The sequence below is a fragment of the Roseateles hydrophilus genome (assembly GCF_026712245.1).
GTDB classification, from domain to species: domain Bacteria; phylum Pseudomonadota; class Gammaproteobacteria; order Burkholderiales; family Burkholderiaceae_C; genus Pelomonas; species Pelomonas hydrophilus.
This window is the reverse complement of the sequence record NZ_JAPPUY010000001.1, coordinates 456,858-483,248: the sequence shown is the minus strand read 5'-3', so window position 1 is coordinate 483,248 and position 26,391 is coordinate 456,858. Positions and strand designations below refer to the sequence as shown.

The 26,391-nt window shown below is 70.7% G+C and carries 18 protein-coding genes and 1 pseudogene; 11 read left to right on the top strand and 8 right to left on the bottom strand.

The genetic code is table 11. From position 1 onward, the window contains the following. Positions 1–21 precede the first annotated feature (21 nt). The 11 genes and pseudogenes from NYO99_RS02170 to NYO99_RS02120 all read left to right on the top strand — a co-directional run bounded on the left by NYO99_RS02170 (position 22) and on the right by NYO99_RS02120 (position 11,759). Positions 22–1,188 carry an MlaE family ABC transporter permease gene (locus NYO99_RS02170; RefSeq protein ID WP_268165459.1) on the top strand — a complete coding sequence of 389 codons (1,167 nt, stop codon included), beginning with the start codon at positions 22–24 and terminating at the stop codon, positions 1,186–1,188. Next, positions 1,185–1,949 (top strand): annotated as a pseudogene (locus NYO99_RS02165) (ABC transporter ATP-binding protein); the annotation flags it as partial. The gene NYO99_RS02170 and the pseudogene NYO99_RS02165, both read left to right, overlap by 4 nt. 219 nt (positions 1,950–2,168) lie before the next feature. Continuing rightward, positions 2,169–3,137 carry an MlaD family protein gene (locus NYO99_RS02160; protein ID WP_268165457.1) on the top strand — a complete coding sequence of 323 codons (969 nt, stop codon included), beginning with the start codon at positions 2,169–2,171 and terminating at the stop codon, positions 3,135–3,137. Beyond that, entirely contained in the window at positions 3,134–3,730 is a 597-nt protein-coding gene (locus NYO99_RS02155; RefSeq protein WP_268165456.1) for an ABC-type transport auxiliary lipoprotein family protein, read from the top strand. The genes NYO99_RS02160 and NYO99_RS02155 overlap by 4 nt, the downstream gene beginning before the upstream one ends. An 86-nt stretch (positions 3,731–3,816) precedes the next feature. Then, a complete protein-coding gene (locus NYO99_RS02150; protein WP_268165455.1) occupies positions 3,817–4,773 on the top strand; it encodes a sugar kinase in 957 nt (318 codons plus the stop codon). After that, complete coding sequence (locus NYO99_RS02145; RefSeq protein ID WP_268165454.1) at positions 4,773–6,119, top strand: pectate lyase family protein; 1,347 nt, start codon at positions 4,773–4,775, stop codon at positions 6,117–6,119. The genes NYO99_RS02150 and NYO99_RS02145 overlap by 1 nt, the downstream gene beginning before the upstream one ends. Beyond that, a complete protein-coding gene (locus tag NYO99_RS02140; RefSeq protein WP_268165453.1) occupies positions 6,116–7,717 on the top strand; it encodes a family 43 glycosylhydrolase in 1,602 nt (533 codons plus the stop codon). Before NYO99_RS02145 ends, NYO99_RS02140 begins: the two co-directional genes overlap by 4 nt. Positions 7,718–7,727: 10 nt before the next feature. Further along, positions 7,728–8,687 (top strand): TRAP transporter substrate-binding protein, encoded by a 960-nt coding sequence (locus NYO99_RS02135; RefSeq protein WP_268165452.1) that lies wholly within the window; start codon positions 7,728–7,730, stop codon positions 8,685–8,687. After that, positions 8,687–9,181: a TRAP transporter small permease gene (locus NYO99_RS02130; RefSeq protein WP_268165451.1), complete on the top strand. Its 495-nt coding sequence runs from the start codon at positions 8,687–8,689 to the stop codon at positions 9,179–9,181. Before NYO99_RS02135 ends, NYO99_RS02130 begins: the two co-directional genes overlap by 1 nt. A 188-nt stretch (positions 9,182–9,369) precedes the next feature. Then, complete coding sequence (locus tag NYO99_RS02125) at positions 9,370–10,674, top strand: TRAP transporter large permease (protein ID WP_268165450.1); 1,305 nt, start codon at positions 9,370–9,372, stop codon at positions 10,672–10,674. Beyond that, on the top strand, positions 10,659–11,759 hold the full coding sequence (locus tag NYO99_RS02120; RefSeq protein ID WP_268165449.1) for a dienelactone hydrolase family protein: 1,101 nt from the start codon (positions 10,659–10,661) through the stop codon (positions 11,757–11,759). Before NYO99_RS02125 ends, NYO99_RS02120 begins: the two co-directional genes overlap by 16 nt. On the opposite strand, the gene NYO99_RS02115 is transcribed toward NYO99_RS02120, so the two are convergent. The 8 genes from NYO99_RS02115 to NYO99_RS02080 form a co-directional block, all read right to left on the bottom strand. After that, complete coding sequence (locus NYO99_RS02115) at positions 11,747–14,542, bottom strand: PAS domain-containing sensor histidine kinase (protein WP_268165448.1); 2,796 nt, start codon at positions 14,540–14,542, stop codon at positions 11,747–11,749. The genes NYO99_RS02120 and NYO99_RS02115 overlap by 13 nt on opposite strands. After that, positions 14,517–15,620, bottom strand: a complete 1,104-nt coding sequence (locus tag NYO99_RS02110) for an ABC transporter substrate-binding protein (RefSeq protein WP_268165447.1) — start codon at positions 15,618–15,620, stop codon at positions 14,517–14,519. The genes NYO99_RS02115 and NYO99_RS02110 overlap by 26 nt, the downstream gene beginning before the upstream one ends. Then, positions 15,617–17,854 carry a putative bifunctional diguanylate cyclase/phosphodiesterase gene (locus NYO99_RS02105; protein WP_268165446.1) on the bottom strand — a complete coding sequence of 746 codons (2,238 nt, stop codon included), beginning with the start codon at positions 17,852–17,854 and terminating at the stop codon, positions 15,617–15,619. The genes NYO99_RS02110 and NYO99_RS02105 overlap by 4 nt, the downstream gene beginning before the upstream one ends. Before the next feature lie 97 nt (positions 17,855–17,951). Continuing rightward, positions 17,952–18,716 (bottom strand): rhamnogalacturonan acetylesterase, encoded by a 765-nt coding sequence (locus NYO99_RS02100; RefSeq protein ID WP_268165444.1) that lies wholly within the window; start codon positions 18,714–18,716, stop codon positions 17,952–17,954. An 8-nt stretch (positions 18,717–18,724) separates the two neighbouring features. Beyond that, positions 18,725–20,032, bottom strand: coding sequence for a pectate lyase family protein (locus tag NYO99_RS02095; protein WP_268165443.1), 1,308 nt, complete (start codon positions 20,030–20,032; stop codon positions 18,725–18,727). An 8-nt stretch (positions 20,033–20,040) separates the two neighbouring features. Then, the gene (locus NYO99_RS02090) at positions 20,041–22,935 is read right to left on the bottom strand and encodes a TonB-dependent receptor plug domain-containing protein (protein ID WP_268165442.1); all 2,895 of its coding nucleotides are present in this window, start codon (positions 22,933–22,935) and stop codon (positions 20,041–20,043) included. A 40-nt stretch (positions 22,936–22,975) separates the two neighbouring features. Then, positions 22,976–25,777 (bottom strand): pectinesterase family protein, encoded by a 2,802-nt coding sequence (locus NYO99_RS02085; protein ID WP_268165441.1) that lies wholly within the window; start codon positions 25,775–25,777, stop codon positions 22,976–22,978. A 37-nt stretch (positions 25,778–25,814) separates the two neighbouring features. Further along, positions 25,815–26,384, bottom strand: a complete 570-nt coding sequence (locus NYO99_RS02080; RefSeq protein WP_268165440.1) for a PEP-CTERM sorting domain-containing protein — start codon at positions 26,382–26,384, stop codon at positions 25,815–25,817. Positions 26,385–26,391: the final 7 nt, after the last annotated feature.

Here is a 26,391-nt window from a genome sequence, read left to right as displayed (position 1 = left end):
CGACGCGCTATCGTTGCAGCCATGCACGATGTCGCTCCGCTGGAACGACCCGACCCGTCCGTCGACGGGCCGGCGGGGGCCATGGATGCCGAGCCGCAGCTGCTGCCCGGCGGCACCCGCGAATGGCAGGTGCGCGGTGACTGGACGCTGATGGCGCTGCGCGGCCGGCATGAGGAGTTCCGCCAACGCATCGCCCACGCGGCAAGAGACAGCGACGGCCCCGTGCTGTGGGACTTGCGTGCGCTGCGCCGGCTCGACACGGCCGGCGCGCTGACGCTGTGGCAGGGTTGGGGCGGCAAGCCGCCGGCCCGGCTGCTGTGGCAGCCCGAGCATGTGACGCTGTTCGCGCAGTTCATGCAGCCCGAGGCGCTCGCCGCGCCGCCGCGGCGCCAGCGCCCGGGCCTGCGCAACGCGCTGCCGGGGCTGCGGGCGCTCTCGGCCCACGCCGTCGACCTGCTCGCGCTGGTGGGGCGGCTGCTGCTGGATGCGGGCCAGCTGCTGCGCCATCCCTTGCGCATCGGCTGGCGGGAGATCTCGGCCAACGTCTACCGCACCGGCGCGCAGGCCCTGCCCATCACGGCGCTGGTGGGCTTCCTCGTCGGCCTCACGCTGTCCTACCTGATCTCGCGCCAGCTCAAGACCTATGGCGCCGACATCTTCGTCGTCAACATCCTCGGCCTGGCCGTGCTGCGCGAGCTGGGGCCGCTGCTGGCGGCCATCATCGTGGCGGGCCGCTCGGGCTCGGCGATGACGGCGCAGATCGGGGTCATGCGTGTCACGCAGGAGCTGGATGCGCTGTCGGTGATGGGCATCTCGCACACGGTGCGGCTGGTGGCGCCCAAGGTGGTGGCGCTGGCGGTGTCGCTGCCGCTGGTGGCGCTGTGGACGAGCGCGCTGATGCTGCTGGGCGGCATGGCGGCAGCGAGTGCGCAGTTGCGGCTGGACCCGGCGCAATTCCTGCACACGCTGCCCGGCGTGGTGGAGCCCGTGAACCTGTGGCTGGGCTGGGTCAAGTCGGTGCTGTTCGGCGGGCTGATCGCGCTGCTGGCCTGCCACTTCGGCCTGCGCGTGAAGCCCAACACCGAGAGCCTGGGGCAGAGCGTCACGCAGTCGGTGGTGACGGCGATCACGATGGTCATCGTCGTGGACGCGATCTTCGCGGTGCTCTTCTCGGACGTGGGCCTGTGAGTGCCGACACCGTCATCGAGGTCGACAACCTGACGACGGCCTTTGCCGGCCACGTCATCCACCGCCACCTCAACCTCACGGTGCACCGCGGCGAGGTGCTGGCGCTGATCGGTGGCTCGGGCTCCGGCAAGACCACGCTGCTGCGCCTGCTGCTGGGGCTGGAGGTGCCGCAGGCGGGCAGCATCCGCATCTTCGGCCACCCGCTGGGCCGCTGCGCCGTGCAGGACCTGGAGCGCGTGCGCCACCGCTGGGGCGTGCTGTTCCAGCATGGCGCGCTGTTCTCGGCGCTCAGCGTGTTCGACAACATCGCGCTGCCGCTGCGCGAGCTCAAGAGCGTGCCGGCCGACATGGTGCGACCACTGGTGATGCTCAAGCTGGCGCAGGTGGGCCTGCGGCCGCAGGACGCGCACAAGGCGCCGTCCGAGCTGTCGGGCGGCATGGTCAAGCGCGCGTCGCTGGCCCGGGCGCTGATCCTGGACCCGCAGCTGCTGTTCCTGGACGAGCCCACCGCCGGGCTGGATCCGGACAGCGCCAAGCAGTTCGTCAAGCTGCTGCGCCGGCTGCGCCAGGAGCTGGGGCTGACCGTCGTCATGGTGACGCACGACGTGGACACGCTGTTCGCCGTGGCCGACCGCGTGGCCGTGCTGGCCGAGCAGCGCATCCTGGCCTGCGGGCCACTGGCCGAGGTCGCGCGTCTGCCCCACCCTTTCGTGCGCAATTTCTTCCTGGGCCATGCCGAGCGCTGCGCCGAGGAAGACGTCAAGCGCTTCCGCCTCAGCCTGGACGACACCAGCGACGATGGCGGCACGGATGGCCAGCCCCTCGCCCAGGCTGGCCCCGCTGAACGCGGGCCCTCCTGGCCGGTCCCCCGGGGGGACGACGCTGCTGGCCGGATCAACCAGCCCGCAGCGCCAGACGGGCCGGCTTGGGAGCGGCCCGGCGCTCGGCCCGAGTCCATGAACGGCTGACTGCAACACACCATGGAAAACAAAGCCCACGCCCTGGCCGCCGGCCTGTTCCTGCTGCTGCTGGGCCTGGCCCTGGCCGCCAGCGTCGCCTGGTTCCAGGGCGACCGCACCGAGCGTACGCACTACACCGTCGTGTCGCGCAGCGGCGTGCCGGGCCTGAACCTGAAGGCGCCCGTCAAGCTGCGCGGCGTGGAGGTGGGCTGGGTGGAGCGCATCGCTTTCGACCCGCGGGACCCGCGTCAGATCCTCGTCGACATTGCAGTGGACGCGGCCGCGCCGGTGTCCGCCACGACACACGCGCAACTGGGGCTGCAGGGCGTGACGGGCCTGTCCTTCATCAGCCTGGACGAGGCCGACGTGCAGGCACCGCTGCGACGCGCCGCGCCCGGCGCGCGCATCGCGCTGCAGCCCACGCTGCTGGACCGGCTGGCCGAGAACGGCCCGGTGCTGCTGGCCGGCTTTGCCGAGACGGCCGCACGGCTCAACCAGCTGCTCAGCGACGACAACCAGGCCCAGCTGCACCGCTCGCTGGCGCAACTGGCCCAGGCCGCGGGCGACACGAGCCGGCTGATGAGCACGCTGCAGCCCGCCGCACGCGAGCTGCCGGGGCTGCTGCGCAACGCCGACACCACGGCCGCGCGCGCCAGCGCCGCGCTGCAGGAGATCGAGCACCTGGCCGCCAGCAGCCGCGCACTCGCGCAAGACCTGCAGGCCCGCGTCGCCACGCTGGACCGGCTGGATGCGGCCGCCCGGCAGGTGCAGGCCACCAGCCGCCACCTGGAGCTGGCGCTGGTGGGCGACACGCCGGTGCGCGACCAGCCCCTGGTGAACGACCTCGCCGCGGCCGGCCGCAGCGTGGCGCGCACCGCGCAGCAGTTAGGCGACCAGCCGCAGAGCCTGCTGTTCGGGCGCGGCACGCCGCCGCCTGGGCCGGGCGAGCCCGGGTTCGCCCCCAAGCCCCAGACCGCGGAGGCCCGATGAAACGCCCTGCCCGGCCGCTGCTGCCGGCCCTGCTCTTTGCGCTGACCGCCGCCGGCTGCGCCTTCACGCCATCGGCCCCGCCGCGCGTGGCCTTCGACCTGGGCCCGGCACCCGCTGCTGCCTCGGCCGGCGGCGGGCCGCTGGCCTGGCGCATCGCGGACGTCACCGCACCGCCCTGGCTGGCCAGCGACGCCATGGTCTACCGGCTGAACTACCTGCAGGCCCAGCAGCCGGCCCACTACCGAGACAGCCATTGGCGCGCGCCACCGCCCGCCCTGCTGGCGCAGCGCCTGCGCCAGCAGCTGGCGCCCGTGCCGCGCTGCGCCGGCCGCCCCGCGGCGCTGTTGAGCGTGCACCTGGACGAGTTCGAGCAGCGCTTCACCAGCCCGATGCACAGCGAGGTGCTGCTGCAGGTGCAGGCCACGCTGTGGCCCGAGGGCAGCGGCACGCCATTGCAGCAGCGCTGGCAGCTGGCCCGCCCGGCAGCCCCCGATGCCCCGGGCGGCGCACGGGCGCTCGCCCAGGCTGTGGACGACTGGCTGCCGCAGCTGCAGGCCTGGCTGGCCGAGGGGGCATGCCGCTCGTCTCCTTGAGCGTTACCCGCCGCCGGGGTAAACCAGAGGGCAGGGAATGAACCGGTTACGCTATCTTATTGAACCGCTGTTTCATTTTCCGAATCGTGAATCTCTTTCCCTCGACCTCGACGCGGCCCGTCTCTCTGGCCGCGCTGGGCGAATGCATGCTGGAGCTGCAGGGCCCCGCCTTCGGCAACCTGCGGCAAACCTTTGGCGGCGACACGCTGAACACCGCCGTCTACCTGGCGCGCTGCGGCGGCGCCAACCTGCGGGTGCACTACGCCACGGCGCTGGGTGACGACTCGCTGAGCGCTGGCATGCTGCAGCGCTGGCAGGCCGAGGGTGTGCTGACCGGCCTGGTGCAGCGGCTGCCGGGCCGCGTGCCGGGGCTGTACCTGATCGAGCTGGACGAGGGCGGCGAGCGCCGCTTTCACTACTGGCGCGGCCAGGCCGCCGCGCGCTCCTTCTTTGACGCCGCCACCACCGCGCTGGAAGAGCAGGCCGATGCGCTGGACGCGCTCTACCTGTCGGGCATCAGCCTGGCCATCCTGCCGCAGGCCGGCCGCGAGCGCGTGCTCGCGCTGATGGCCCACATGCGTGCGGCCGGCAAGCTGGTGGCCTTCGACAACAACTACCGCCCGCGACTGTGGGACTCGGTGGCCGATGCACGCTACTGGTATGGCCGCGCGTTCGCGACAGCATCCGTCGCCCTCATCACCGCCGACGACCACCAGGCCCTGCACGGCCTGCCCGACCTGGCCGCCGCCGTCAGCGCCGCGCAGGCCTTGCCGGTGCCGGAGATCGCCATCAAACGCGGCGGCCTGCCGGCCATCGTGGGCGGCGACGGGCAGTGGCAGGAAGTCGCGACCGAGACGGTGCCGCGCGTGGTCGACACCACGGCGGCCGGCGACTCCTTCGCCGCCGGCTACCTGAGCCGCCGCTTGGCCGGCGCCACGCAGGCAGAGGCTGCCGCCTTCGGCAACCGGCTGGCCGCGCGGGTGATCCAGCATCCGGGCGCGCTGATCCCGCGCGACGTGATGCAAGACCTGATGGCCGGCTGATGCGCGCCGCCCGGACGCTGACGCTGCTGCTGGCGCTGGCCTTGTCCACTGGCCTGTGCCAGGCCCAGGCCCAGGCGCAGGGCACGGCCGCCCTGCACCCGGCCAGCTTCGTGCACACCGGCTGGGCGCAGACCACCGGCGGCCAGGGCGGCAAGATCCTGCGCGTGACCACGCTGGCCGCCGACGGCCCCGGCAGCCTGAAGGCCGCGCTGGACACGCCGGGCCCGCGCATCGTCGTGTTCGAGGTGGGCGGCGTCATCGACATGGGCGGCGCCAGCTACACGCTGCGCGAAGGCCGCGTCACCATCGCCGGCCAGACAGCGCCCGACCCCGGCATCACGCTGGTGCGCGGCGAGCTGAACCTCGCGGCCGCCGACGTCATCCTGCAGCACCTGAGCATCCGCCCCGGCGCCTATGGCCGGCCCAAGCGCAGTGGCCGCGACCACGACGGCATCACCACGTCCGAAGGCGCACGCCGCATCATCGTGGACCACTGCAGCTTCTCATGGGCGACCGACGAGAACCTCTCCGTCGGCGGCCCGCGCTTCAAGGGCGCCACGCCCGACGCCTGGCGAGACACCACCTCGCACGCCATTACCTACAGCCACAACCTCATCTACGAGGGCCTGGGCGAGTCGGTGCACGGCAAGGGCGAGCACAGCAAGGGCACGCTGATCCACGACAACGCCAACCGCATCCTGCTGCTGGGCAACATCTACGCATCCAACCGCGAGCGCAACGCGCTGTTCAAGGGCGGCGCCTGGGGCGCGATGGTCAACAACCTGATCTACAACCCCGGCTCGCGCGCGGTGCACTACAACCTCATCGCGCACGAGTGGCTGGATCAGCCCTACCAGACCGGCCAGCTCACGCTGGTAGGCAACGTCTACCGCGCCGGCCCCGGCACGGCCGAGCGGCTGCCGCTGTTCACGCTGGGCGGCGTGGGCGATGTGCAGCTGTACGAGCAGGACAACCTGGCGCTGGACCGCCAGGGCCAGCCCCTGCCGCTGACCGGCCGCTACACCGCCAGCAGCGCGCAGATCATCGCGGTGCGCGAGCCCTATCTGCCTGCCGGCCTGAGCTGGGTGTCGCCACGCGAGCTGGAGCGGCTGCTGCCGCTGTACGCCGGCTCGCGGCCGTGGGCGCGCGACCCGCTGGACTTCAAGCAGCTGTCCGACATCGCCGAGGACCGCGGCACGCTGATCGACGACGAAACCCAGAACAACCCCGACGGTCTGCCCAAGCGCCGCGCCACGCAGCGCGCCTTCGTCGAGGCCGACTGGCAGCTCGCCGACATGTCGCCCAAGGCCGGCTGGGCCTCGCTGTTCAAGCCGGGGGCGCGATGACGCTGCAGCGCCGTGACTTGCTGGCGCTGCTGGCGGCTTCACCGGGCCTGGCCGCTGCGGACTGCAGCGACGCGCCGGGCCTGCCCTACCTGCCGCCCTGCCAACCCTGGCCGCAAGGTCTGGAGGGTCAACGCAAGGCCGACCTGGGTGACGGCCGCTACCTGAACCCGGTGCTGGCCGGCGACCGGCCCGACCCGTCGGTGCTGAAGGATGGCGACGACTACTACCTCACCCACTCCAGCTTCGAGGCCCTGCCCGGGCTGCTGATCTGGCACTCGCGCGACCTCGTCAACTGGCGCCCCCTCGCGAATGCGCTGCTGGAGCCCGTGGGCAGCGTGTGGGCGCCCGACCTGTGCAAACACAACGGCCGCTACTACCTCTACCTGCCCGTCAAGGCGCAGCCCAACGACATCCTCGTCACCTGGGCGGACCGCATCGAGGGCCCGTGGTCCAGGCCGCAGCCGCTGGGCCTGCACAAGCACATCGATCCCACACATGTGGTGGGCGAGGACGGCCAGCGCTGGCTGTTCCTGAGCGGCGGTGACCGCGTCAAGCTCAGCGCCGACGGCCTGCGCGTGGCGGGCGCCGTCGAGCATGTCTACGACCCCTGGCGCTACCCCGAGGACTGGGACGTCGAGGCCTTCTCGCCCGAGGGCCCCAAGATGCTGTTCCACGGCGGCTGGTGGCACATGGTGCTGGCTGTCGGCGGCACGGCCGGGCCGCCCACCGGGCACATGGTCATCGCCGCGCGCAGCCGCAGCCTGGACGGCCCCTGGGAACAGGCGCCGCACAACCCGCTGATGCGCACGCGTTCGTCGCGCGAGCGCTGGTGGTCGCGCGGCCACGGCAGCCTCGTCCAGGGCCCGCAGGGCGACTGGTGGATGCTGTATCACGGCTACGAGAACAGCTTCCACACACTGGGCCGGCAAACGCTGCTGGCGCCCGCGCGCTTCAGCGCCGACGGCTGGTTCCATGTCGACGCGGACGACGGGCGGCCGCTGGCCAAGCCGCGTGGCGGCCGCGCCGTGCCGCACGGCATGCCGCTGTCGGACGACTTTGCCGGCAGCACGCTCAAGACCCATTGGCAGTTCCTGAGCGGCGGCGCGGGCCAGATGGCGCGCGTGCGCGTGGCCGACGGCCAGCTGCACCTGCGCGCCACCGGCAAGGACCCCGGCGACAGCCCGCCGCTGGGCTTCATCCAGGGCGATCCGGCCTTCGAAGTCGAGCTCGACGCGGACTTCGACGAGGGCGTGCAGATCGGCCTGATGATGTTCTACGGCCCGCGCCTGTATGCCGGCATGGGCGCCCACGCCAAGGGCTACCGGCTGCTGCGCTACGGCCAGGACCTGCGCGCCGCCGCCCGGCCCGCCGGCATCGAGCGCCGCCTGCAGCTGAAGCTGAAGTGCGTGCGCCATGTGCTCACCCTCTACAGCCGTCTCGATGCGAGCCAGCCCTGGGCCAAGTTCCCGGTGCAAATGGACGTGAGCGGCTATCACCACAACGTGGCCGGCGGTTTTGCCAGCCTGCGCCCGGCGCTCTATGCCGCCGGCCAGGGCACCGCCCGTTTTTCGAATCTGCGCTACCGCGCACTCGGCTAAGGAGACAACCATGACCAAGACCCTCACCCTGCTGTCGGCGGCGCTGCTCGCTTCCAGCGCCAGCGCGCTGGAACTGAAATCCGCCGACGTGCACAACAGCGACGACTACCCCACCGTGGCCGCCGTCAAGCACCTGGGCCAGGTGCTGGCCAAGAGCAGCGGCGGCGCGCTGACCGTGAAGGTCTTCAACAAGGGCGCGCTCGGCAGCGAGAAGGAGACCATCGATCAGGTCAAGCTCGGCGCGCTGGCGATGACGCGCGTGAACCTGGGCCCGCTGTCGGCCATGTGCCCCAAGACGCTGGTGCCGGCCCTGCCCTTCCTGTTCCGCGACACGGCCCACATGCGCAAGGCCTACGACGGCGCGCCCGGCGAAGAGATCCTCAAAGCCTGCGAGCACCAGGGCCTGGTGGGCCTGGCGCTGTACGACTCGGGCGCCCGCTCGGTCTATGCGCGCAAGCCCATCAAGACGCTGGCCGACATGAAGGGCCTGAAGATCCGCGTGCAGCAGACCGACCTGTGGGTGGCCGCCATGCAGGCCCTGGGCGCCAACCCGTCGCCCATGCCCATCGGCGAGGTCTACACCGGCCTCAAGACCAACCTCATCGACGCGGCCGAGAACAACATCCCCAGCTACGAGGGCTTCCGTCACTTCGAGGCGGCCAAGTTCTACAGCCGCACCGAGCACTCCATGACGCCCGACGCGCTGTTCATCAGCAAGCGCGTGTGGGACAAGCTCAAGCCCGAACAGCAGGCCCAGCTGCGCGCCGCCGCCAAGGCCTCGGTGCAGGTGCAGCGCGAGAAGTGGGATGCACAGGAAGCCAAGGCGCTGGCCGCCGTGAAGGCTGGCGGCGCGCAGATCGTCGACGCCGAGCGCGAGCCGCTGCGCCAGGCCGTGCAGCCCGTCATCGCCAAGTTCGTCAACACGCCAGACCTGCAGAAGCTCGTCAAGGCGATTCAAGACATCAAGTGATGACGGCGTACACGACGCTCTGCGCGGCGCTGTCGCGCTGGTCGCTGCGCACGGCCGTGCTGGGCCTGGTGCTGCTGGTGGCCTGCGTCCAGTGGCAGGTGCTGGGCCGCTACGTGATGAACGATTCACCCACGTGGACCGAGCCGGTGGCGCTGCTGCTGGTGCTCTACATCACCTCGCTCGCGGTGGCCGTGGGCGTGCGCGATGCGGGCCACCTGGGCATGGAGTCGCTGGTGGCGCTGCTGCCGCGCGGCGCGCAGCGCGTGGCCGAGGCACTGATCCACCTGTGCGTCATCACCTTCGCCGTGCTGATGGCCTCAGCCGGCTGGGAATGGATGACGCTGAAATGGGCCGAGCCCAAGCCGCTGCTGGGCGTGCCCGAGGGGCTGGACTACCTGCCGCTGGTCATTGCCGGCGGGCTCATCGTGCTGTTCTGCATCGAACACCTGATCGCGCTGTGGCGCAACGAAGAAGTGAAAGAGGCGGGGGTCTGAGATGAACCCAGCCCCTCGCCCGGTCTTGCGCCGGCTGAACGCCGGCAAGCCCGGCCGGTCCCCCTGGGGGACGGCGATGCTTGCCGGATTGACCGGCAAGCACATCGCCAGGCGGGCCGGCTTGGGAGCGGCCCGGCGCTCGGCCCGCACGAGTCGCGGGCACTGTGAAAGCGAAATGGACAACTGAGATGGACAACCTAGAACTCTGGGTCATGTGTGGCAGCTTCGTGCTGCTGCTGCTGTTGGGCGTGCCCGTCGCCTTCTCTATCGGGCTGGCCTCCGTCGCCACGGTGCTGGCCGCCGATCTGCCCATGGCCATCGTCTTCCAGAAGATGGTGGGCGGCATGCAGATCTTCTCGTTCCTCGCGATCCCGTTCTTCATCTTCGCGGGCGAGCTCATGCTGCATGGCGGCATCGCCGAGCGCATCGTCACCTTCGCCAACCGGCTGGTGGGCCATGTGCGCGGCGGCCTGGGGATGAGCAATGTGGTGGGCTGCACGCTGTTCGGCGGCGTCGCCGGCTCGCCGCTGGCCGACGTCTCGGCGATGGGCTCGGTGATGATTCCGCTGATGAAGCGCGAGGGCTACGGCGCCGACTACGCGGTCAACGTGACCACGCACTCGGCCCTGGTCGGCGCGCTGATGCCGACCTCGCACAACCTCATCATCTACGTGCTGGCCACGGCCGGCATCGCGGCAGTGAGCGTGTTCAACCTCATCCTGGCCGCGCTGCTGCCGGCGCTGCTGCTCACCATCGCCAACCTCGTGGCCGCCTACACCGTGGCCGTCAAGCGCGGCTACCCGACGCATGGCGCCTTCCCTGGCTGGGCGCTGGTGTTCTCGGCCTTCGTCGCGGCGCTGCCGGGGCTGATGGTCATCGTCATCATCCTGGGCGGCATCCTGAGCGGCGTGTTCACCGCCACCGAGTCGGCCGCCACGGCCGTGTGCTGGGCGCTGATCGTCACCGGCCTGGTCTACCGCACGCTCAGCTGGCAGGGCTTCCTGGCCGCCTGCGCCAAGGCCTGCAAGACCACCGGCGTGGTGCTGCTGCTGATCGGCATCTCGGCCGCGTTCGGCTACTTCCTGGCGCTGTACGAGGTGCCGCAGAAGACCGGCGAGTGGCTGGAGCAGATGAGCGGCAACCAGGCCTGGCTGATCTTCCTGTGGGTCAACGTGCTGCTGTTCCTGCTGGGCACCTTCCTGGACATGGCGGCCACCATCCTGATCTGCACGCCCATCTTCCTGCCCATCTGCATGAAGGCCGGCATGGACCCGACGCAGTTTGGCGTCGTCATGCTGCTGAACTGCGCGCTGGGCCTGAACACGCCGCCCGTGGGCAGCACGCAGTTCGTCGGCTGCGCGATCGGCGGCGTCAGCGTGGGCGAGGTGATGCGCTCCATCGCCCCGTTCTACGGCGCGCTGCTGGTCACGCTGCTGGCGGCCACCTACATCCCGGCGCTGTCGCTGGCGCTGCCGGCATGGGTGGCGGGCTGAGACGTCGCGCGCTGCTGGCAGCCGGCCTGACGCCGGCGCTGGCGCTGGCCGACGGCCTGGACGACACGCTCGCCGCACTGCAGCGGCGCTGGCAGCCGCGCCAGGTGTGGCGGCCCGAGTCGGGCTGGCGGGCCCCGGCGCTGGCCACGGCACGCCGCCTCATGCTGCGGCCCGGCGACGACGGCAGTGGCTTCGCCACCGAGGTGCTGGCCGAACAGGCCCGCGACGGCCACACCGCCCGCCAGCTGACGCTGCGCGGCGCGCTCGGCGACCGCGTGCCGGCGCTGTACCTGCGCCCGGCCGGCCCCGGCCCGCACCCGGCCGTGCTGCTGCTGCACGACCACGGCGCGCGCTTCGACATCGGCAAGGAAAAGCTGATCCGCCCGCTCGGCGACAGCCGCGCGGCCATGCAGTGGGCCGAGCGCTACTTCGGCAGCCAGTTCATCGGCGACACGCTGGTGCAGGCCGGCTTCGCCGTGCTGGCCATCGACGCGCTGGGCTGGGGCGAGCGCAGCCGCCCGGGCTTCAAACGCGACGACCAGCAGGCGCTGGCCAACCACCTGCTGCAGCTGGGCCAGCACTGGGCCGGCGTCATCGCCAGCGACGACCTGCGCGCCCACCGCTGGCTGCGCGAGCAGCCCGAGGTGGACGCACAGCGCGTGGCCGTGCTGGGCTTCTCGATGGGCGCTTTCCGGGCCTGGCAGCTGGCTGCCGTCTGCGACGAGGTGTCCGCCTGCGTCGCCGCGCACTGGATGTGCACCCGTGAGGGCCTGCTGCGGCCGGGCGAGCACACGCTGGTGGGGCAGTCGTCCTTCAGCATGGCCCACCCGGGCCTGGCCGCCGAGCTGGACCACCCGGACGTGGCCGCGCTCATCGCGCCACGCCCGCTGCTGCTGTTCGGCTCACCGCAGGACAAGCTGTTCCCGTGGGATGCCACGCAGGCCGCCTGGGAGCGCCTGGGCCGCGCCTGGCGCGGCAGCGCGGCGTTCAGCACGCACGTGAGCCCCGGCGGCCATCACTTCGGCGTGGACTTGCAGCAGCACAGCGCCCGCTGGCTGCGCGCTGCCGGCACTCAGAGCGGCTGAGGCCGGGTGCTGGGCGGCGCCGGCAGCGGCGCCATGACCGGCAGCGTCAGCGTGAAGCGCGTGCCGCGGCCGGGCACACTGTCCACGTCGATCTGCCCGCCCAGCTGCCCCACCACCAGGCCGTGGACGATGTGCAGGCCCAGGCCGGTGCCACCGCGGCCCATGCGCGTGGTGAAGAAGGGGTCGAAGATGCGGCCCAGCGCGTCGGCCTCGATGCCCACGCCATCGTCCTGCACCCACATGCGCAGCTGCTCCGGCCCCAGGCGCTCGCAGCCTACGACGATGCGCCCCTCGTCGCGCCCCTCGAAGGCATGCAGCAACGCGTTGTTGATCAGGTTGGTCAACACCTGGCCCAGCGGGCCGGGGTAGCTCTCCATCCAGGCCTCGGGGTCGCCCAGCTCGACCTCGATGCGGTAGGGCATGCGGCGCAGCGACGGGGTCAGCGTCAGCACGATCTCGTCCACCAGCTCGCGGACCATGAAGGTGCGGCGCTGTGAGGTGGTCTGGTCCACGGCCACCTGCTTGAAGCTGGTGATCAGCTCGGCCGCGCGCCCCAGGTTGCGGATGCCGATGGCCGAGCCGTGTGCCACCTGGGTCAGGAACTCCTCCAGCGTGGAGCGCCGCAAGCCGGCCGCCATGCCGGCGCGGAAACGCACCACCTGGTCCTGCAGCGTGGACACCGCCATCAGGCCGTTGCCGATGGGCGTGTTCAGCTCATGGGCCACGCCCGCCACCAGGCGGCCCAGCGCCGACAGCTTCTCCGCCTGCACCAGCTGCTGCTGGGTCAGCTGCAGCTCGGCGAGGCGACGCTCCAGCTCGTCGTTCACGCGGCCCAGCTCGGCGGTGCGCTTGGCGACGCGGGCGTCCAGCTCCGCGTTGAGCATGCGGATCTCGTCCGCCGACCGCCGCGCATCCGTGATGTCCTCGGCCGAGATCAACGCCAGGCGCTGCTCGCCGATTTCCAGCACCTGCGCCACGATGTGGATCAGCCGCGTGCGGCCATCGCCGTCCAGCAGCTCCGCCTCCAGGTCGGCACGCCGCTCCGGACTGTTCAGCATGGCGACGAAGCGGTCACGCACCGCCAGGTCCTTCCACAGCCCCACCTCCCGGCCGTTCTTGCCCAGCGCCTGCGCGCGGTCGCGCCGCATGATGACCTCCCAGGCGCGATTGACGGCCAGCAGCGCGAAGTTGTCGTTCATGTCCGACACCGACAGCGCCGCCGGTGACGACTCGAAGATGGCCTCCAGCTTGCGCTCGCTCTCGCGCAGCGCCGTCTCGGCCTCGATGCGCTCGGTCACGTCGATGTCGATGCAGGCGAAGATCTTGCCGCCGTCGTCGGCCGGGATGGCAAACACCACGCAATTGGCCACCACCTCACGGCCGCTCTTGTGGCGCAGCGAGAAGTCTGCCGGCCCGAACGGTTGGCCGGTGCGGTCCACCTCAGCCAGCACATCCAGGAACACGCCCGCCTGCCCCTTGTCCGCAAACATCAGCGAGCGCTCCAGCACGCAGGTGCCCATGGCCTCCTCGCGGCTGAAGCCATAGATGGCCTCGGACGCCGCGTTCCAGTAGACGACGCGTCCATCCACCGAGTACCACTGGATGGCCACCGACGGCACCAGCTCGATGACGGCATTCAAGCGATCCGCCGTGTGCTGCAGCTGCACCTGGCGCTGCTCCAGGCTGAGCGCCATGCGGTCCAGGTCGGACAGCAGCGCGCTGATCTCGCGCACCTGACGCCGCCGCGGCCGGCGTACGCCGAAGTTGCCCTGCGCCAGCTCATGCGCCGTGGCCGCCGCCTCGGCCAGCGGCCTGGCCATGCGCGCCGCCGAGAACGGCGCGACCAGCAGGGCCACGGCCAGCGCCACGCAAAAGCCCGCGAACACCATCCACACCGTGGCCCGGTAGGACTCATGGGCCATGCCGCCGTCGGCAATGGTCTGGATGACCCAGCCCAGCCGCGGCACCTGCACCGCGCCCACCAGCAAGCGCCGCCCGTCTTCGGCCGCGATCGATTCCGGCAGCGGCTGCCGCTGCAGCACCGCCTTGAACACCGCTGACGTGCGGAAATCATCGAAGGCCCAGCCAAAGCCGTCGCGCTGGCTGGCGCCCAGGAAATGCCCCGCACCGTCGACCACCAGCAGGCCGAGATCGGCCTCTGCGCCATCGCCCAGCAGGATGCGCAGCAGGCGCTGCGGTGACAGCTCGAAGATGGCGATGCGGTCGCCGAAGCGCAGGCCCATGGCGACGGCACGGGTGCCACTGAGCACGGAGAGGTACTCGTCCGTCCACACCACGGCCTGCGCGGCAGCGTCGCCTGCGGCGCGCGCCCGCAACGCGCGCACAAAGGCGCTGCGGCCCAGATCCAGGCCCACCAGCGACGAGGCCAGCGCTTCGTTGCCTGAAGGCAGTCCCAAGGCCTCCACGCGGTCGTTGGCGGCCAGCAGGTACACCGCGTCGAACAAGTCGCCCTCGCGGGCGAAGCGGTTGGCCAGCGCGGGCAGCTCCGCCGCCTGCGCCGTTGCGGCGGCGCCCACAAGGTGGCGTGGCGCCAGTTCGACGGCCGTCAGGAAATGGCCCAACTGCAACGACGCCGCCTGCGCGCGCGTCTGCAGCTCAGCGCGCGTGTTGCGTTCGATCTGCGGCAGCCGGTACGCGAGGATGGTGCCGCCCACCAGCACGAAGATGACCGTGACGGTGAGCACCAGCGTGCCTGCCAGCCACGCCCGCACGCCCAGGCCGCGCGCGGCCAGCGCCTCAAGCGACGACTTGAAACCGGCCATGGATCACTTCAGCAACACGCAGCTTGCGCCGGGAGTCACCGTAGGCGTCAAAGCGCCAGGACTCCTGCAAGCCCACATAAGGCCCGCCTTCCAGCAAGGCCCGCTTCAAGGCGGCCGCACCGGCGCCGGCACGGGCCAACGCCTGGGCGACGGCCTGCACCGCGTCGTACGCGCTCACCGATGCATAGCCGGGAGACTCGGAAAAGCGCTCGCGGTAGCGCGACGCGAAAGCCAGGTAGGCCGGGGAGCGATCGTCGCGGTCGAAATACTGCGGCGTGCGCACGCCTTCGACGCTCGCGCCGCCGAGTTGGATCAGTGACTCGGTGCCGCCCCAGCTGGAAGTGCTCCAGCGCACCCCGCTCAGCCCGCCGTTGCGCAGGGCTTGGACCAGGCGCGCGGTGTCCACGGCGCTGCAGACCAGGAGCACATGGTCCGGCCGGGCCGCCAACACCGCCGACGCGGCCTGCAGGTAGCTCGCGTCATCGCCAGCGCGCATCGTCGCCTGGAGCACCACCGTCATGCCCAGGCGGCCAGCCACGTCCGCATAGCGGCGCGCCCAGTCTGCGGAGTAGGCCTGGTTGCTCAGGTCCAGCACGACGGCCACACGCCGCGCGCCACGGCGGTGGTCGTCGCGCACCTGCACGGCCACAAAGTCGCCGATGCTCGGGCACACGCGCAGGAAGAAGTCGTCCTTGCCGCTGAGCAGCGTTGTCGTGGCCGACGGGCTGACAGTGACCAGCGATGCCGCGTTGACGTCGGCCAGGATGGCCTCGGCCATACCGCTGGTGGCAGGCCCGACCAGCGCAACCACACCCTCCCCCACCAGCCGCCGTACGGCTTGGCGTGCGGTATCGGCGTCCTGCACGTCGTCGGCCACATGCAGCGCCAGCGGCCGCCCGGCCACGCCGCCAGCGGCGTTGATGTCGTCCACCGCGAGCCGGGCGCCGTGGTAGGCCGCCGCGCCCAGGTCGGCCGTGCGGCCGGTGATGCCGGCCAGCAAACCGAGCGGCCACGGTGGCGGCGGGCTGCAAGCCGCCAGCCACGGCAACGCCGCGAGCACGGCGTCGCGGCGCCTCATGCGGCCGGTCCGCCGGGCTGGGCTTGCAGCCAGGCCTGCAGCTCGGCGAGCGGCATGGGCCGGGCCCGCAGGTAGCCCTGGCCCTCGTCGCAGCCCAGCAGGGCCAGTGCCTGGGCCTGCTCGGGCGTCTCTATGCCCTCGGCCAGCACGCGCATGTTCAGGTGATGGCCGATGGAGACCATCAGCTCCGCGATGCGGTTGCTGCGGCCATCGCCACGCAGGCCGCGCGTGAACGAGCGGTCGATCTTGACCCGGTCCACCGGCATGCGATCCAGGTAGCTCAGCGACGAGTAGCCCGTGCCGAAGTCATCGATGGCCAGCGACACGCCCAGAGCCTTGAGCGCATGCAGGGTGTCGAGCAGTTGCGCCTCGCCCGTGACGGCGAGCGACTCGGTGATCTCCAGCTCCAGCACCTGTGCCGGCAGGCCGCTGTCGGCCAGCGCCTGGCGCACCGTGCCGACGAAATCACCGGCCTGAAGTTGCAGCACCGACACGTTGACGCCCATGCGCAACTCGCCCCAGCCGGCCTCGCGCAGCGTCAGCAGCGCCTGCAGCGCCGTACGCAACACCCACTCGCCGGTCTCGACGATGAGGCCGGCGCTCTCGATGACCGGGATGAAGCGATCCGGCGGCACCATGGTGCCGCTGGCGTCGCGCCAGCGCAGCAGTGCTTCCACACCGCAGATGCGGCCGCTGGCGATGTCCCATTGCGGCTGGAAGGCCAGCGACAGCTGCTCGCGCGTGGGCGCGTCGGCAAAGGCCTGCAGCAGCTGCATGCGGGCGCGCGCATTGGCTTCGTAATCGGCATCAAACCAGGCCATGCCGCCCCGGCCCTGGTCTTTGGCGCGCTTGAGCGCGAGCGACGCCTGCTGCAGCGCCTGGGCCGGCAGCGTCGCCGCGCCAAAGAGCTGCACCAGACCGATGCCGGCCGTGATGCGCAGCGGCTCCTGCCCGACCTGGAAGGACTCGCGGCACAGCTCGCCCAGATCCGGCCCATCGGCCGGCAGGCCGTCCGTCAGCAGCGCCAGCTGGTCGGGGCCTGTGCGCGCCAGGAAGGCCTGCTCACCCACCAGCGCGCGCACGCGCGCCGCGAAGGCCTGCAGCAGTTGGTCGCCACAATCGTCGCCGAACATGTCGTTGATGCCGGCGAAGCCATCAATATCGAGCAGCGCCAGCACAGCCGCTCTGTCAGGCAGGCGCCGGGCCAGTTCCTCCAGCAGCGCGGTGCGGTTGGGCAGGCCCAGCAGCGGGTCGAAATAGGCCAGCAGCCGCAGGTGCTCGCTGAGCACGACGGTGGACGCGCTGAGATCGAGGTTGCGGCACAGCACCTCCATCAGCTGCAGCGACACATTGGCCACCGGTTTCTGCGCCCGCGCCACCACCACCAGCCCGCGGTCGCCCGGCAGTCCGATCCAGGCGGCCAGCGAATTGGTTTCCATGCAGATGCCACGGCTGGCCGCGCACTGCCACACCCGCGCGGCGCACCAGGCGTCGCCCAGCGTTGCCAACGTGGCCGCTGCGGCTGCCTCGGGCGGGCCGGCCAACAGGCGCAGATCCGCCGGCAGCTCGCCCGGCGGCACCTCGAACACATGGGCCAGCACCGGCACGCCCAGCGGCTGCTCCAGCCCGGCCACCAGGCCGCGCGCGAAGTGCACCAGATCGGGCAGGCTGGACAGCCGGCTCGTCAGGTCCAGCGTGCCCTGCAGGAAGTGGCGCTGCGTCAGGCCCTGGTGCAGCTGGTCGTAGGCGCGGATGGCGGTGAACAGCGCGACGAAGAGCTTGGCACGCGTCAGCTCGCTCTTGGTGCGGTAGTCGTTGATGTCGTAGGCCGCGACCGTGCGCTCGTCGGGCGCGAAGCCGGGTTGTCCGGTGCGCAGGATGATGCGTGTGTCCTGCAGCCCCAGACGGCCACGGATCTCCTCGATGACATCCAGCCCGGCGGACACGGTCTCCATGACCACGTCGAGCAGGATGACCGCCACCTGGGTTTCACGCTGCAGCACGGCCAGCGACTCCGCCGCCGAATACGCATGCAGCAGTCGCAGCGGGCGGCCGAGGATCTCGACGTCGCGCAGTGCGAACGTGGTGCTCTCGTGAACCTCGGGGTCGTCGTCAACGATGAGCACCGTCCACGGCGAGACGGCCCGGCTTTCGCCAGCATCCGACTCCGGCATGAACTCGATCTCCGGCTCATCGCCGGCTGGTGTCGTTTGCAATCCGTCGCCCGAGTGCATGCACCATCGTATCCCGACAAATGACGGCCAAGCTGACGCGGGGATAAGCCGCGCAGTCGCCGGCAGCGTGCGAAATTCCGCACGCGGGCCGAGTCGCTCAGGGCTGCAGTGTGCGGGCGGTGGCCAGCTCGGGCCGCAGCGGCAGCAGGCCGTCCAGCACCTGTCCGGAGAACAGCGTGGCGCCCTTGGGGCCGAGGTGGGTGCGGTCGAACCGCGGCGGTGCCTCGGCCAAGGTATCGGCCGCGGCCTGGCCCATCGCGGCCACGGCGGCGTGGCTGATGGCGTTCAGATCCAGCACCGGCACGCCATGCTCGGCACCCACCTTCAGGATGGCCTCGGCCCAGGGGCGCAGGTCGTTGGGCAGCTCGCCGGCCTTGAAGGTGCGGCGGGTCAACGGCGTCAGCAGCACCACATCGCCGCCGGCAGCCTTCACGTCCTTCACATAGCCGGCCATGTTGGGGCCGAACTCGGTGGCCAGGTCGGTCGAGCGGCCGGGCTTGCCGGGCTGGTCGTTGTGGCCGAACTGGATCAGCACCAAGGTCTTCTGCCGCGCTGCACCAGCAGCCTGGCCTTCGTTCAGCAGGGCCATCACGGTGTTCCACAGCCCCTCGGCGCGGAAGCTCATGCTGGATCGCCCGCCCCGCGCCAGGTTGATGCAGGCCACCTGCTGCAGCCGTGCGCAGAGCGCGTTGCCGTAGCCACTGCGCGGCGCCATCGTGGAGTCGCCGACCAGGATGACGCGCGGGCCGGTGGCGACGTTGGCGGTGGTTTCGGCCGCCTTGGGCGCCGAGGTGGCGGGCGCAGGCTGGGCTGAGGCGGCAGCCGTCAGCAGCGCGAGCAGGGAGGGGAGCAGGAGTTTCATCGCGGGGGTCAGCGTTGGGCGAGACCGGGCCAGCCGGCCTTGGGGCTCATGTCGTCGAGGTTCCAGTCGTCGGGCTTGAACGCACGCCGGGTCGGCGCGTGGCGCGGGTAGCCCAGCGCGTTCTCGACTTCCGAGTCGATCAGCTTGCCGCGGCCCTGGGCCAGATCGGCCAGCAGCTTGGCATCCAGCGGGTCGCGGGCCCAGGGGCGTGCGCCGACCAGGGGCGGCAGCTCGCGCGCCAGGTCGGCCGCCGGGCGGATGGCCAGGCCAGCGGGCAGCTCGGGCTGCGGCAGCACGATGAGCTTGCCCGTCGTCTGCGCGTTGTTGCCCAGCAGCGGCACGGGCCGGCCCTGGGTGTCGTGCGCAAGGTTGTCGGTCATGTGCAGCGCCAGGTCGCCCTGGCCCAGCATCGTGAAGAAGGCCGTGCCGGGCACGGTGCTGGGGCCGTGGCGCAGCGCGTTGCCCACCAGCGTCAGGCGGCCGACCTGCCAGGGCTGGCCGGTCCACTCATGCGCCAGCAGGTTGTAGTGCACTGCGCGGTCGCCCGGGTTGAAGATGAGGTTGTTGACCATCGCGCCCTGCGCACCGCCCTTGAACAGCGCATTGCGCTGGCGGTTGGACGCGTAGACGTTGCCGTACAGCAGCACGCCGCTGGTGTTGTCGTGGATGAGGCTGCCCTTGCTGTGCTCACCCTTCTCGTGCACCGAATGGCCCAGGCCCTCGTACAGCAGGTTGTGGCTGTAGGTGATGCGATGCGAGGTGGCACGGCGCCAGTCCTCGGGCGTGGCGCCCTCGAAGCGCGGACCGCTGGCGGAGAGGTTCTCGTCCGTGGCCCAGGAGAAGCTGCAGTGGTCGACGATGACGTCGCGTGCGCCGCCCAGCGCGGAGATGCCGTCCTGGTCGCCGCCGCCCTTCTTGGGCCGGCCGAACTCGCCCGGGCGGAAGCTCAGGTGCTGGATGACGACATCGTGCGTCGCGATGGTCGTCTCGGCCTTGATGATGTGGATGCCCGGGTCGGGCGCGGTCTGGCCGGCCAGCGTCAGGTAGGGCTGCGTGATCTTCAGGGGCTGGCCGCCCATGTCGATCACGCCGCCCACCTCGAACACGACGATGCGCGGGCCGCTGGCCTCGATGGCGGCCTTCAGGCTGCCCGGGCCGTCGGCGGCTAGCGTCGTCACCTTGATGATGCGGCCGCCTCGGCCGCCCTCGGTCTGCGTCCAGCCCTTGTGGGCAATGCCGGCCGCGTGAACGGGCGGCGCCATCGGGGCCGACAGCGCCAGCACGAGCCCGGCCAGGGCCAGCATCTTGAACGTCATCGCGATCCTCAGAAGAACGTGTACTCGGCCGTGACGCGGTAGGCACGGCCCAGCACGTCGGCATTGCTGGTCAGGTAGCCGTTGTAGCCGGTGTTGGCCGTCAGCACGGGGTTCACGTTGGTGACGTTGTTGACGCCCACGCTCAGCTTCAGGTTCTTGATGCCCGAGTAGCTGGCGCTGAGGTTGTACTGCTTGTAGGCCTTCACATCGGTGTAGGTGGACGTGCCGCGCGGGGTCAGGTCGGTCAGGCCGCTGCTGTAGCGCTGCGAAAGCTGCGTGGACCAGTGGCCCAGGCGCCAGGCCACCGCGCCGGTGTGCTTCCAGCGGTAGACGATCTGCTGTGTGGTCGCCAGGCCGGCGTTGGGGCCCACGTAGCGGGCGTCGCCGGTCAGGATGCCGACGTTGTCCAGCATCACGCCGCCCTTCTCCACCGACAGCGCGTACTTGTCGTAGTAGGTGCCGTCGAGCTTGAAGTTGAACGTGCCCCAGCCGTTGGTGCGCAGCTGGTAGGTGGCGGCGATGTCCAGGCCGCGCATGTTCATGTCACCGCGGTTGGCCTGGCTGGTCAGGATGTAGTTGATGGTGCCGTCGGCCTTGCGAATGATGTTGGCGGCGTACTTGGCCGGCTGCTGCTGCACCTCGGACAAGGTCAGCGCGCCCAGCACATCGCTGAGCTTGATGCTCCAGTAGTCCACCGTCACCAGCAGGCCGCGCACCGGCTCGAACGCGCCGCCGATGGCCCAGCCCTTGGACTTCTCGGGCTTGAGGTGGCTGTTGTCGGGCGACTTGGTCCAGTAGTCGGTCATCACGTCGCAGACCTGGGCGTAGGTGAAGCCCGACACCGGCGTGCCGGAGGCCGAGATCAGCGGCGTGGCGCTGGGGCACAGCGTCGGATCGTCCATGCGCACCTGGCGCACTTCGGGCGTCGGGTTCTGAATGTCCATGATGGACGGCGCCCGGAAGCCCGTGTTCGCCGATGCACGCAGCATCAGCTCGGTCGTCGGCTGGTAGCGCACCGACAGCTTGGGGTTGACCGTGGTGGTCTTGAGGTCACTGTAGGTGTCGGAGCGCACGGCGCCGTTGACGCTCCACTGCTTGGTCAGCGGTGCGTCCAGCTCGATGACGGCGGACTTGATGTCGCGGTGCAGCTTGGCGGCCACGCCGGTCGGGTTCTCACCGACGATGTCGTCCTTGACGACGACGCCAGCACTGCTGATGTTGTAGTTGCCGTTGGCCAGCTTGCCCACGTAGTCCAGCGGCGCGGCGTGCACCTTGGCCTCGTCGCGGCGCAGCTCGCCCGTCACGGCCAGCACCAGCGGGCCACCCTGGAGCTGCATCAGCTCGCGCGTGAACGTCGCATCGACGGCCTTGTTGTAGGCCTCGTTCTTGCGGTAGACGTAGTCGCGCAGCTCGATGCTCTTGAGGTACTCCAGGCCGGCGGCGTCCTGCGGGCCGAAGGGGTTCAGCGTGCCGTTGGTGAAGCCCTCCTGCGCCTTGCTGTACAGGATGTAGCCGCCGCCCGTGGCGGTGTTGCGCTGCGAGTGGCCGTAGTTCAGGCCCACGCGGTAGTCCCAGTTCCACACCGAGCCTTCGGCGCTGAGCACCAGGCGGTCGTTGATCTGCTCGTCATTGCGGTAGGCCGGGCCCAGCTCGCCCGGGCCCCACTGGAAGTAGACCAGCCGGTTGTTCATGTTCAGCGGGCTGACGGTACCGGGCGTCTTGGTCGCATCGATGAACATGGCCGGCGAGTTGCTGCCGGTGTTGCTGCCCACCACGTTGACCAGCGGCGTGATGCCCTTGCCGGGATAGAACTTGCTGGTGGACGGGATGGTGTAGTACGTGAACGGCTCGTTGGACGAGCTGTTGGCCTGCATGCCGCGGTACTTCTCGACCGTGAACGCCGAGTGCAGCAGCTCCAGGCTGACACGGTGGCCCTGGCCCACGTTCAGGCTGGCCTTGCCGAACAGGTTGGTGATCTTGCTGCCGTCGCTGATGGCGGTGAAGAAGTTGGGGTCGCGGTAGCAGCCGGCGTTGCCATAGGTGGCCGGCGTGGCGACGCTGCCGGCGCCCAGCGTGGGCAGCGAGTACGGCGCCACGCAGCCGGTGGCGAAGCTGGAGTTGTAGTTGCTGTTCGCGGTGGCGCTGAAGCCGTAGTTCGCGATCGGGCTCTGGTTCTTGTTGCTGGGCGCCACGAGCAGGCCCAGCTGGTTCAGCGCCGAGCCGTCGTACAGCTCGGGGCGGTCGCCCTGCATCAGGGCCGACTTGGTCTGGTGATCCAGCGAGCCGTAGACGTTCCAGCCGTCGGCGGCCAGGTCGCCAAAGCCGGCAATCGCCGCCACAGACTTGGTCTGGCCCGGGCTGTTGCGCTCGGGGGCGTTGAAGTCCAGCTTCAGCTTGGCGCCCTTGAACGTGTCCTTCATGACGAAGTTCTGCACGCCGCCGATGGCGTCGGAGCCGTAGATGGACGAGGCGCCGTCGCGCAGCGTCTCGGCGCGATCCAGCGCCATGCGCGGGATGACGTTGACCGAGACGTACTGGTCCTGCAGCGGCTCGTTGGCCAGGCGGCGGCCGTTGAGCAGCGTCAGCGTGCGCATCGGGCCCAGGCCGCGCAGGTTCAGCACCGGGCCGGCCGCGCCGGAGTTGAAGCCCAGCGACTGCGACTGCGGCAGCTCCAGCAGCAGGTCCTTGAGCTCGGTGTGGCCGCGTGCCTCCAGCTCCTCGGGCTTGTTGACCGACACCGGCAGCGCCGTCTCACCGGCCAGCCGCTTGATGGACGAGCCGGTCACCTGGATGCGCTCCATGGTGACGGGGGCGGCAGTCTCCTGCGCCTGGGCGGCGCCGGTCAGCGCAAGGGCGGCCGCAGCGCACAGCGTGAGCCGGCTGGGAAGGCGGGCGTGGGTCATGGTTCGGTTCTCCTGGTGTCGTGTTGTTGTGGGGCCCCGTTCAGGGCGCCGGCACCCAGCCGCCGGGCGAGCCGGTGGCGATGGTGGATTTGCGGAAGATGTCGGCCCGGCTGGTCAGGCCGGCCGTGCTGTCCAGCGTCTTGGCCAGCTGCACGGTGGCGGGCACGCCGCCCACGGTGACCGTGGCCAGGCCCAGGCGGGCGCTGGTGTTCAGCGGGTTGCCATCCAGATCGCGGCTGCCCGACTCGCGCCAGCCGGCGGCGTCGGTGGCGCCGCCGTTGGCGGTACCGGCCCAGGGCGGCGGGTTGGAGCTGCAGGCGCCCTGCCCCGTGCCGGTCTTGCTCGTGCCGGTGCCGCTGCACCAGCCGATGGGCAGGATGTGCGGGCCGATGCGGCTGTTGATGAAGGCGATGTTGTCGACGTAGGCGGTGCTGCTGGTGCCGCCGCTGCGTGCCAGGTAGGCCGCGGTGACACCCGGGCCGGCCGTGAGCTGGCTGTTCAGGAACACGAAGCCCGTGTCACCGGCCGTGGCGCGCGCCTGCAGGATGTAGCCGGGCGAGCTGCTGGACGCGTCCAGCACGCTGCGGATCTCGCAGTCCTCGAACAGCGCGGCCATCACGTTGCCCCAGATGAAGTCCACGTTGCCGGCCACCAGCGAGTTGTAGACCCACACATAGCCCTTGAGCTGCAGCGTGTCCTGCTCGGAGATGAAGTTCATCTCGCGCGCCACCATGCGGTGCGCAGCCGCCGTGGTGCTGGTGTTGAAGTAGATCGCCTCGGCCTGGTTGTCGTAGAGGGACGCGCGGGCATGCGGGTTGACGAGCGTGAAGTTGCGCAGCGTGAACAGGTCGGCGTTCTCGACCAGCAGCACCGAGCGCCCGCCGCCGAGCACGCGGTGACCCGCGACGCGGCCGGTGCTCAGCGCCGTGCCGGCCGCAGCGGTGCTGGCGCCGCTGCCGCTGTTCAGCGACTCGAAGTTCAACCGCCCCACCTGCACGCCGTCGCGGCTCTCGCCCACGAGGCTGAGGTTGGCGACGTTGCGCAGCATCAGCAGCTCGGGGTAGAGGCCGTTGCGGATGCTGATGGTCTTGGGCGTGGCCACCGTGTTGCAGCTGCTGGCTGGGCTGCCGGTGGAGCACCAGGCCATGATCCAGTTCAGCGCGCCCTGCACGCTGCGGAAGTCGGCCGTCGTGCCGTCGTCATCCACGGTGACGCTGGTCTTGCTGGCCGGCGCGCTGCGCGTGGTGAAGCTCCAGCTCAGGCCCGCGAACGGCGAGTTGTTGATGCTGCCGCTGAAGGCAGCCGCATCCACGCTGACCGTGTAGGCGGTGTCAAAAGCCAGGCGGTTGCTGCGCAGCCGGATGACGGCCTGATTGCCAAGCACGCTGACCGGCCGGTACCAGACGAAGCGCGCCCGCGCCGCGTTCTCGGGCATGGCGCCCAGCGCCAGCGCGTCGATCTCGAGGTTGGTGCGGGGGATGACGGTCTGGGTGTCGGTGGACGACGGTGCGGTGGACAGGTCCAGCCGGTCCACCACCACGCCGTCGCTCGCGCGGCGCACGGTGATGGCGCCGTTGCCGGTCAGCACGGGTGCGGCATCGAAGGCGATGGCCAGCGGCGTGTCGATGTGCACACCGGTCGCGTTGCGCGCCGGCTCAACGCTACCGGGCACCACGCCCACGCCGCCGGTGCCGCTGATCTGGGTGCTGATCTTGCCGGCACCAGCACGCGCCAGCGCATTGGCCTTGACCAGCGCCGCCGGCCGCGCAGTGAAGGCATAGGGCACGCTCCAGCCCACGTTGGCCGACACGGCGCAGGCGCCCAGGGGCGCACCGTTGAGCGTGGAGCCGGCGTCGGCAAAACTGCTGGCGGCGTCGGGGTTGAGCGTCTGCACGACCGCGGCGCAGCCCGGCGCCGCGCCGGTGATGGCGTGCACGTTGGCATGCGAGATCACGCGCGCACCGGTGCCGATGCCCACGCTGTAGCTGTGCGCATAGACCGGGGCGGTCTTGCTGCCCACGTGGTAGTTGTTCAGCAGGTGCACCTGGCCGTAGCGCACGCGCGGCGCGCGCTGCGCGACGTTGGTGAACACGTTGTTGGCGATGGTGACCTTGAGGCGGCCGATGTCCGCCGTGTAGCTATCGGAGTGGCCGATCAGCATGGTTTTGTCGTGCCGGTCGATGACGTTGTGGCTGACCGTCACGTAGTTGGCACCACGCGTGATATCGATCGCACCGTCGTGGCACTGGCGCGGCTTGCCGTTCTCAATGGGCAACTGGTCGTCGGTGATCGGCGCGTCGGTGATGGTGTTGCGGTCGATCCAGACGCGCTCGGCACCCTGCACCGAGATGGCGTCGTAGGCTGCGTTCCAGCTGCCGGTGCTGCCGTCGGTCGGGTCCCACACGGGCGCCACGTCGCAAGGTGCCATGATGGCCAGGTTGCGCACGATGACGTTGGCCACGCCGATGATTTCGATGCGGCCGTTGGCCAGGCCCGCACCCGGGCCGGCGCCGATCAGCGTTGTGTTGGATGGCAGGCGCACACCGGCGCGCTGGTCCTGGTCGGCGCGGCTGGCAAAGGGCTGGCCTTCGCTCATGTCGATGCGGCCCACGACCTTGACGATCTTGGGCAGCGTGCCGCCGTTGGCCAGCGCGGTCAGCAGTTGCTGGCGGTTGGTGACGGTGTAGATCTGGCTCAGGCTGGCGGTCGAACCGCCGGTGGTGCCGCCGCCCAGGGCGGCAAAGCCATCGGCCGGCGCGACCTCGCGCGCCGGGTCAACCTGGGAAAACGCAGGCAAAGGCAGGGCCAGCAGCGCGCTCAGCGCCGCAAGGTGCAGCTTCATACGGTCTCCTGAAAAAGGAGGGAGAAGACGGGGGTGCTTACCGGTGCGACCGGCGGCGCAGCGCGAGGCCGAGCAGGCCCAGGGCCAGCAGGGCCGCGGGTGCAGGCTCGGGCACGGGCGCCAGGGCCAGCTGGGCATCGACGTAGGCGAAGTTCGTGTCGATGCGGGCATCCGTCAGCGTCAGGCGGACGGACTGCGGGCTCAGCAGCTCGAACTGCAGACTGCCCGACAGCAGCGGCGTGAGCGCGCTGAGGGTGGGCAGCGCCAGGCGCAGCGTGGCGTCGGCGAAGCTGAGCTCGACGGTGTGGGTGCCCAGCAGGCCGGTGCCGGTGTTGTCCCACAGGCGCAGCCGCCCGTCGCTGTTGATGTCCAGCGCGAGGCTGGCATCCGCAGCGATGAACTCCATGCTGTCCAGGCCGTCGACGAGATCGAGCACCGCCGTGGTGTTGCTGCCGGCCTCGGGCTGGTAGCCGAGATCGGCGCCCAGCAGGCCGGCGGCGGCACCGTCCAGCGTGCCGGTGACGGGCGTGCCCGGCACCAGCACGGCGGCAGACGCCGCCGACGCCATCAGCAGCCCGGCTGCCGCAAGCAGTGAAAGGCGCTTCATGGCAGCC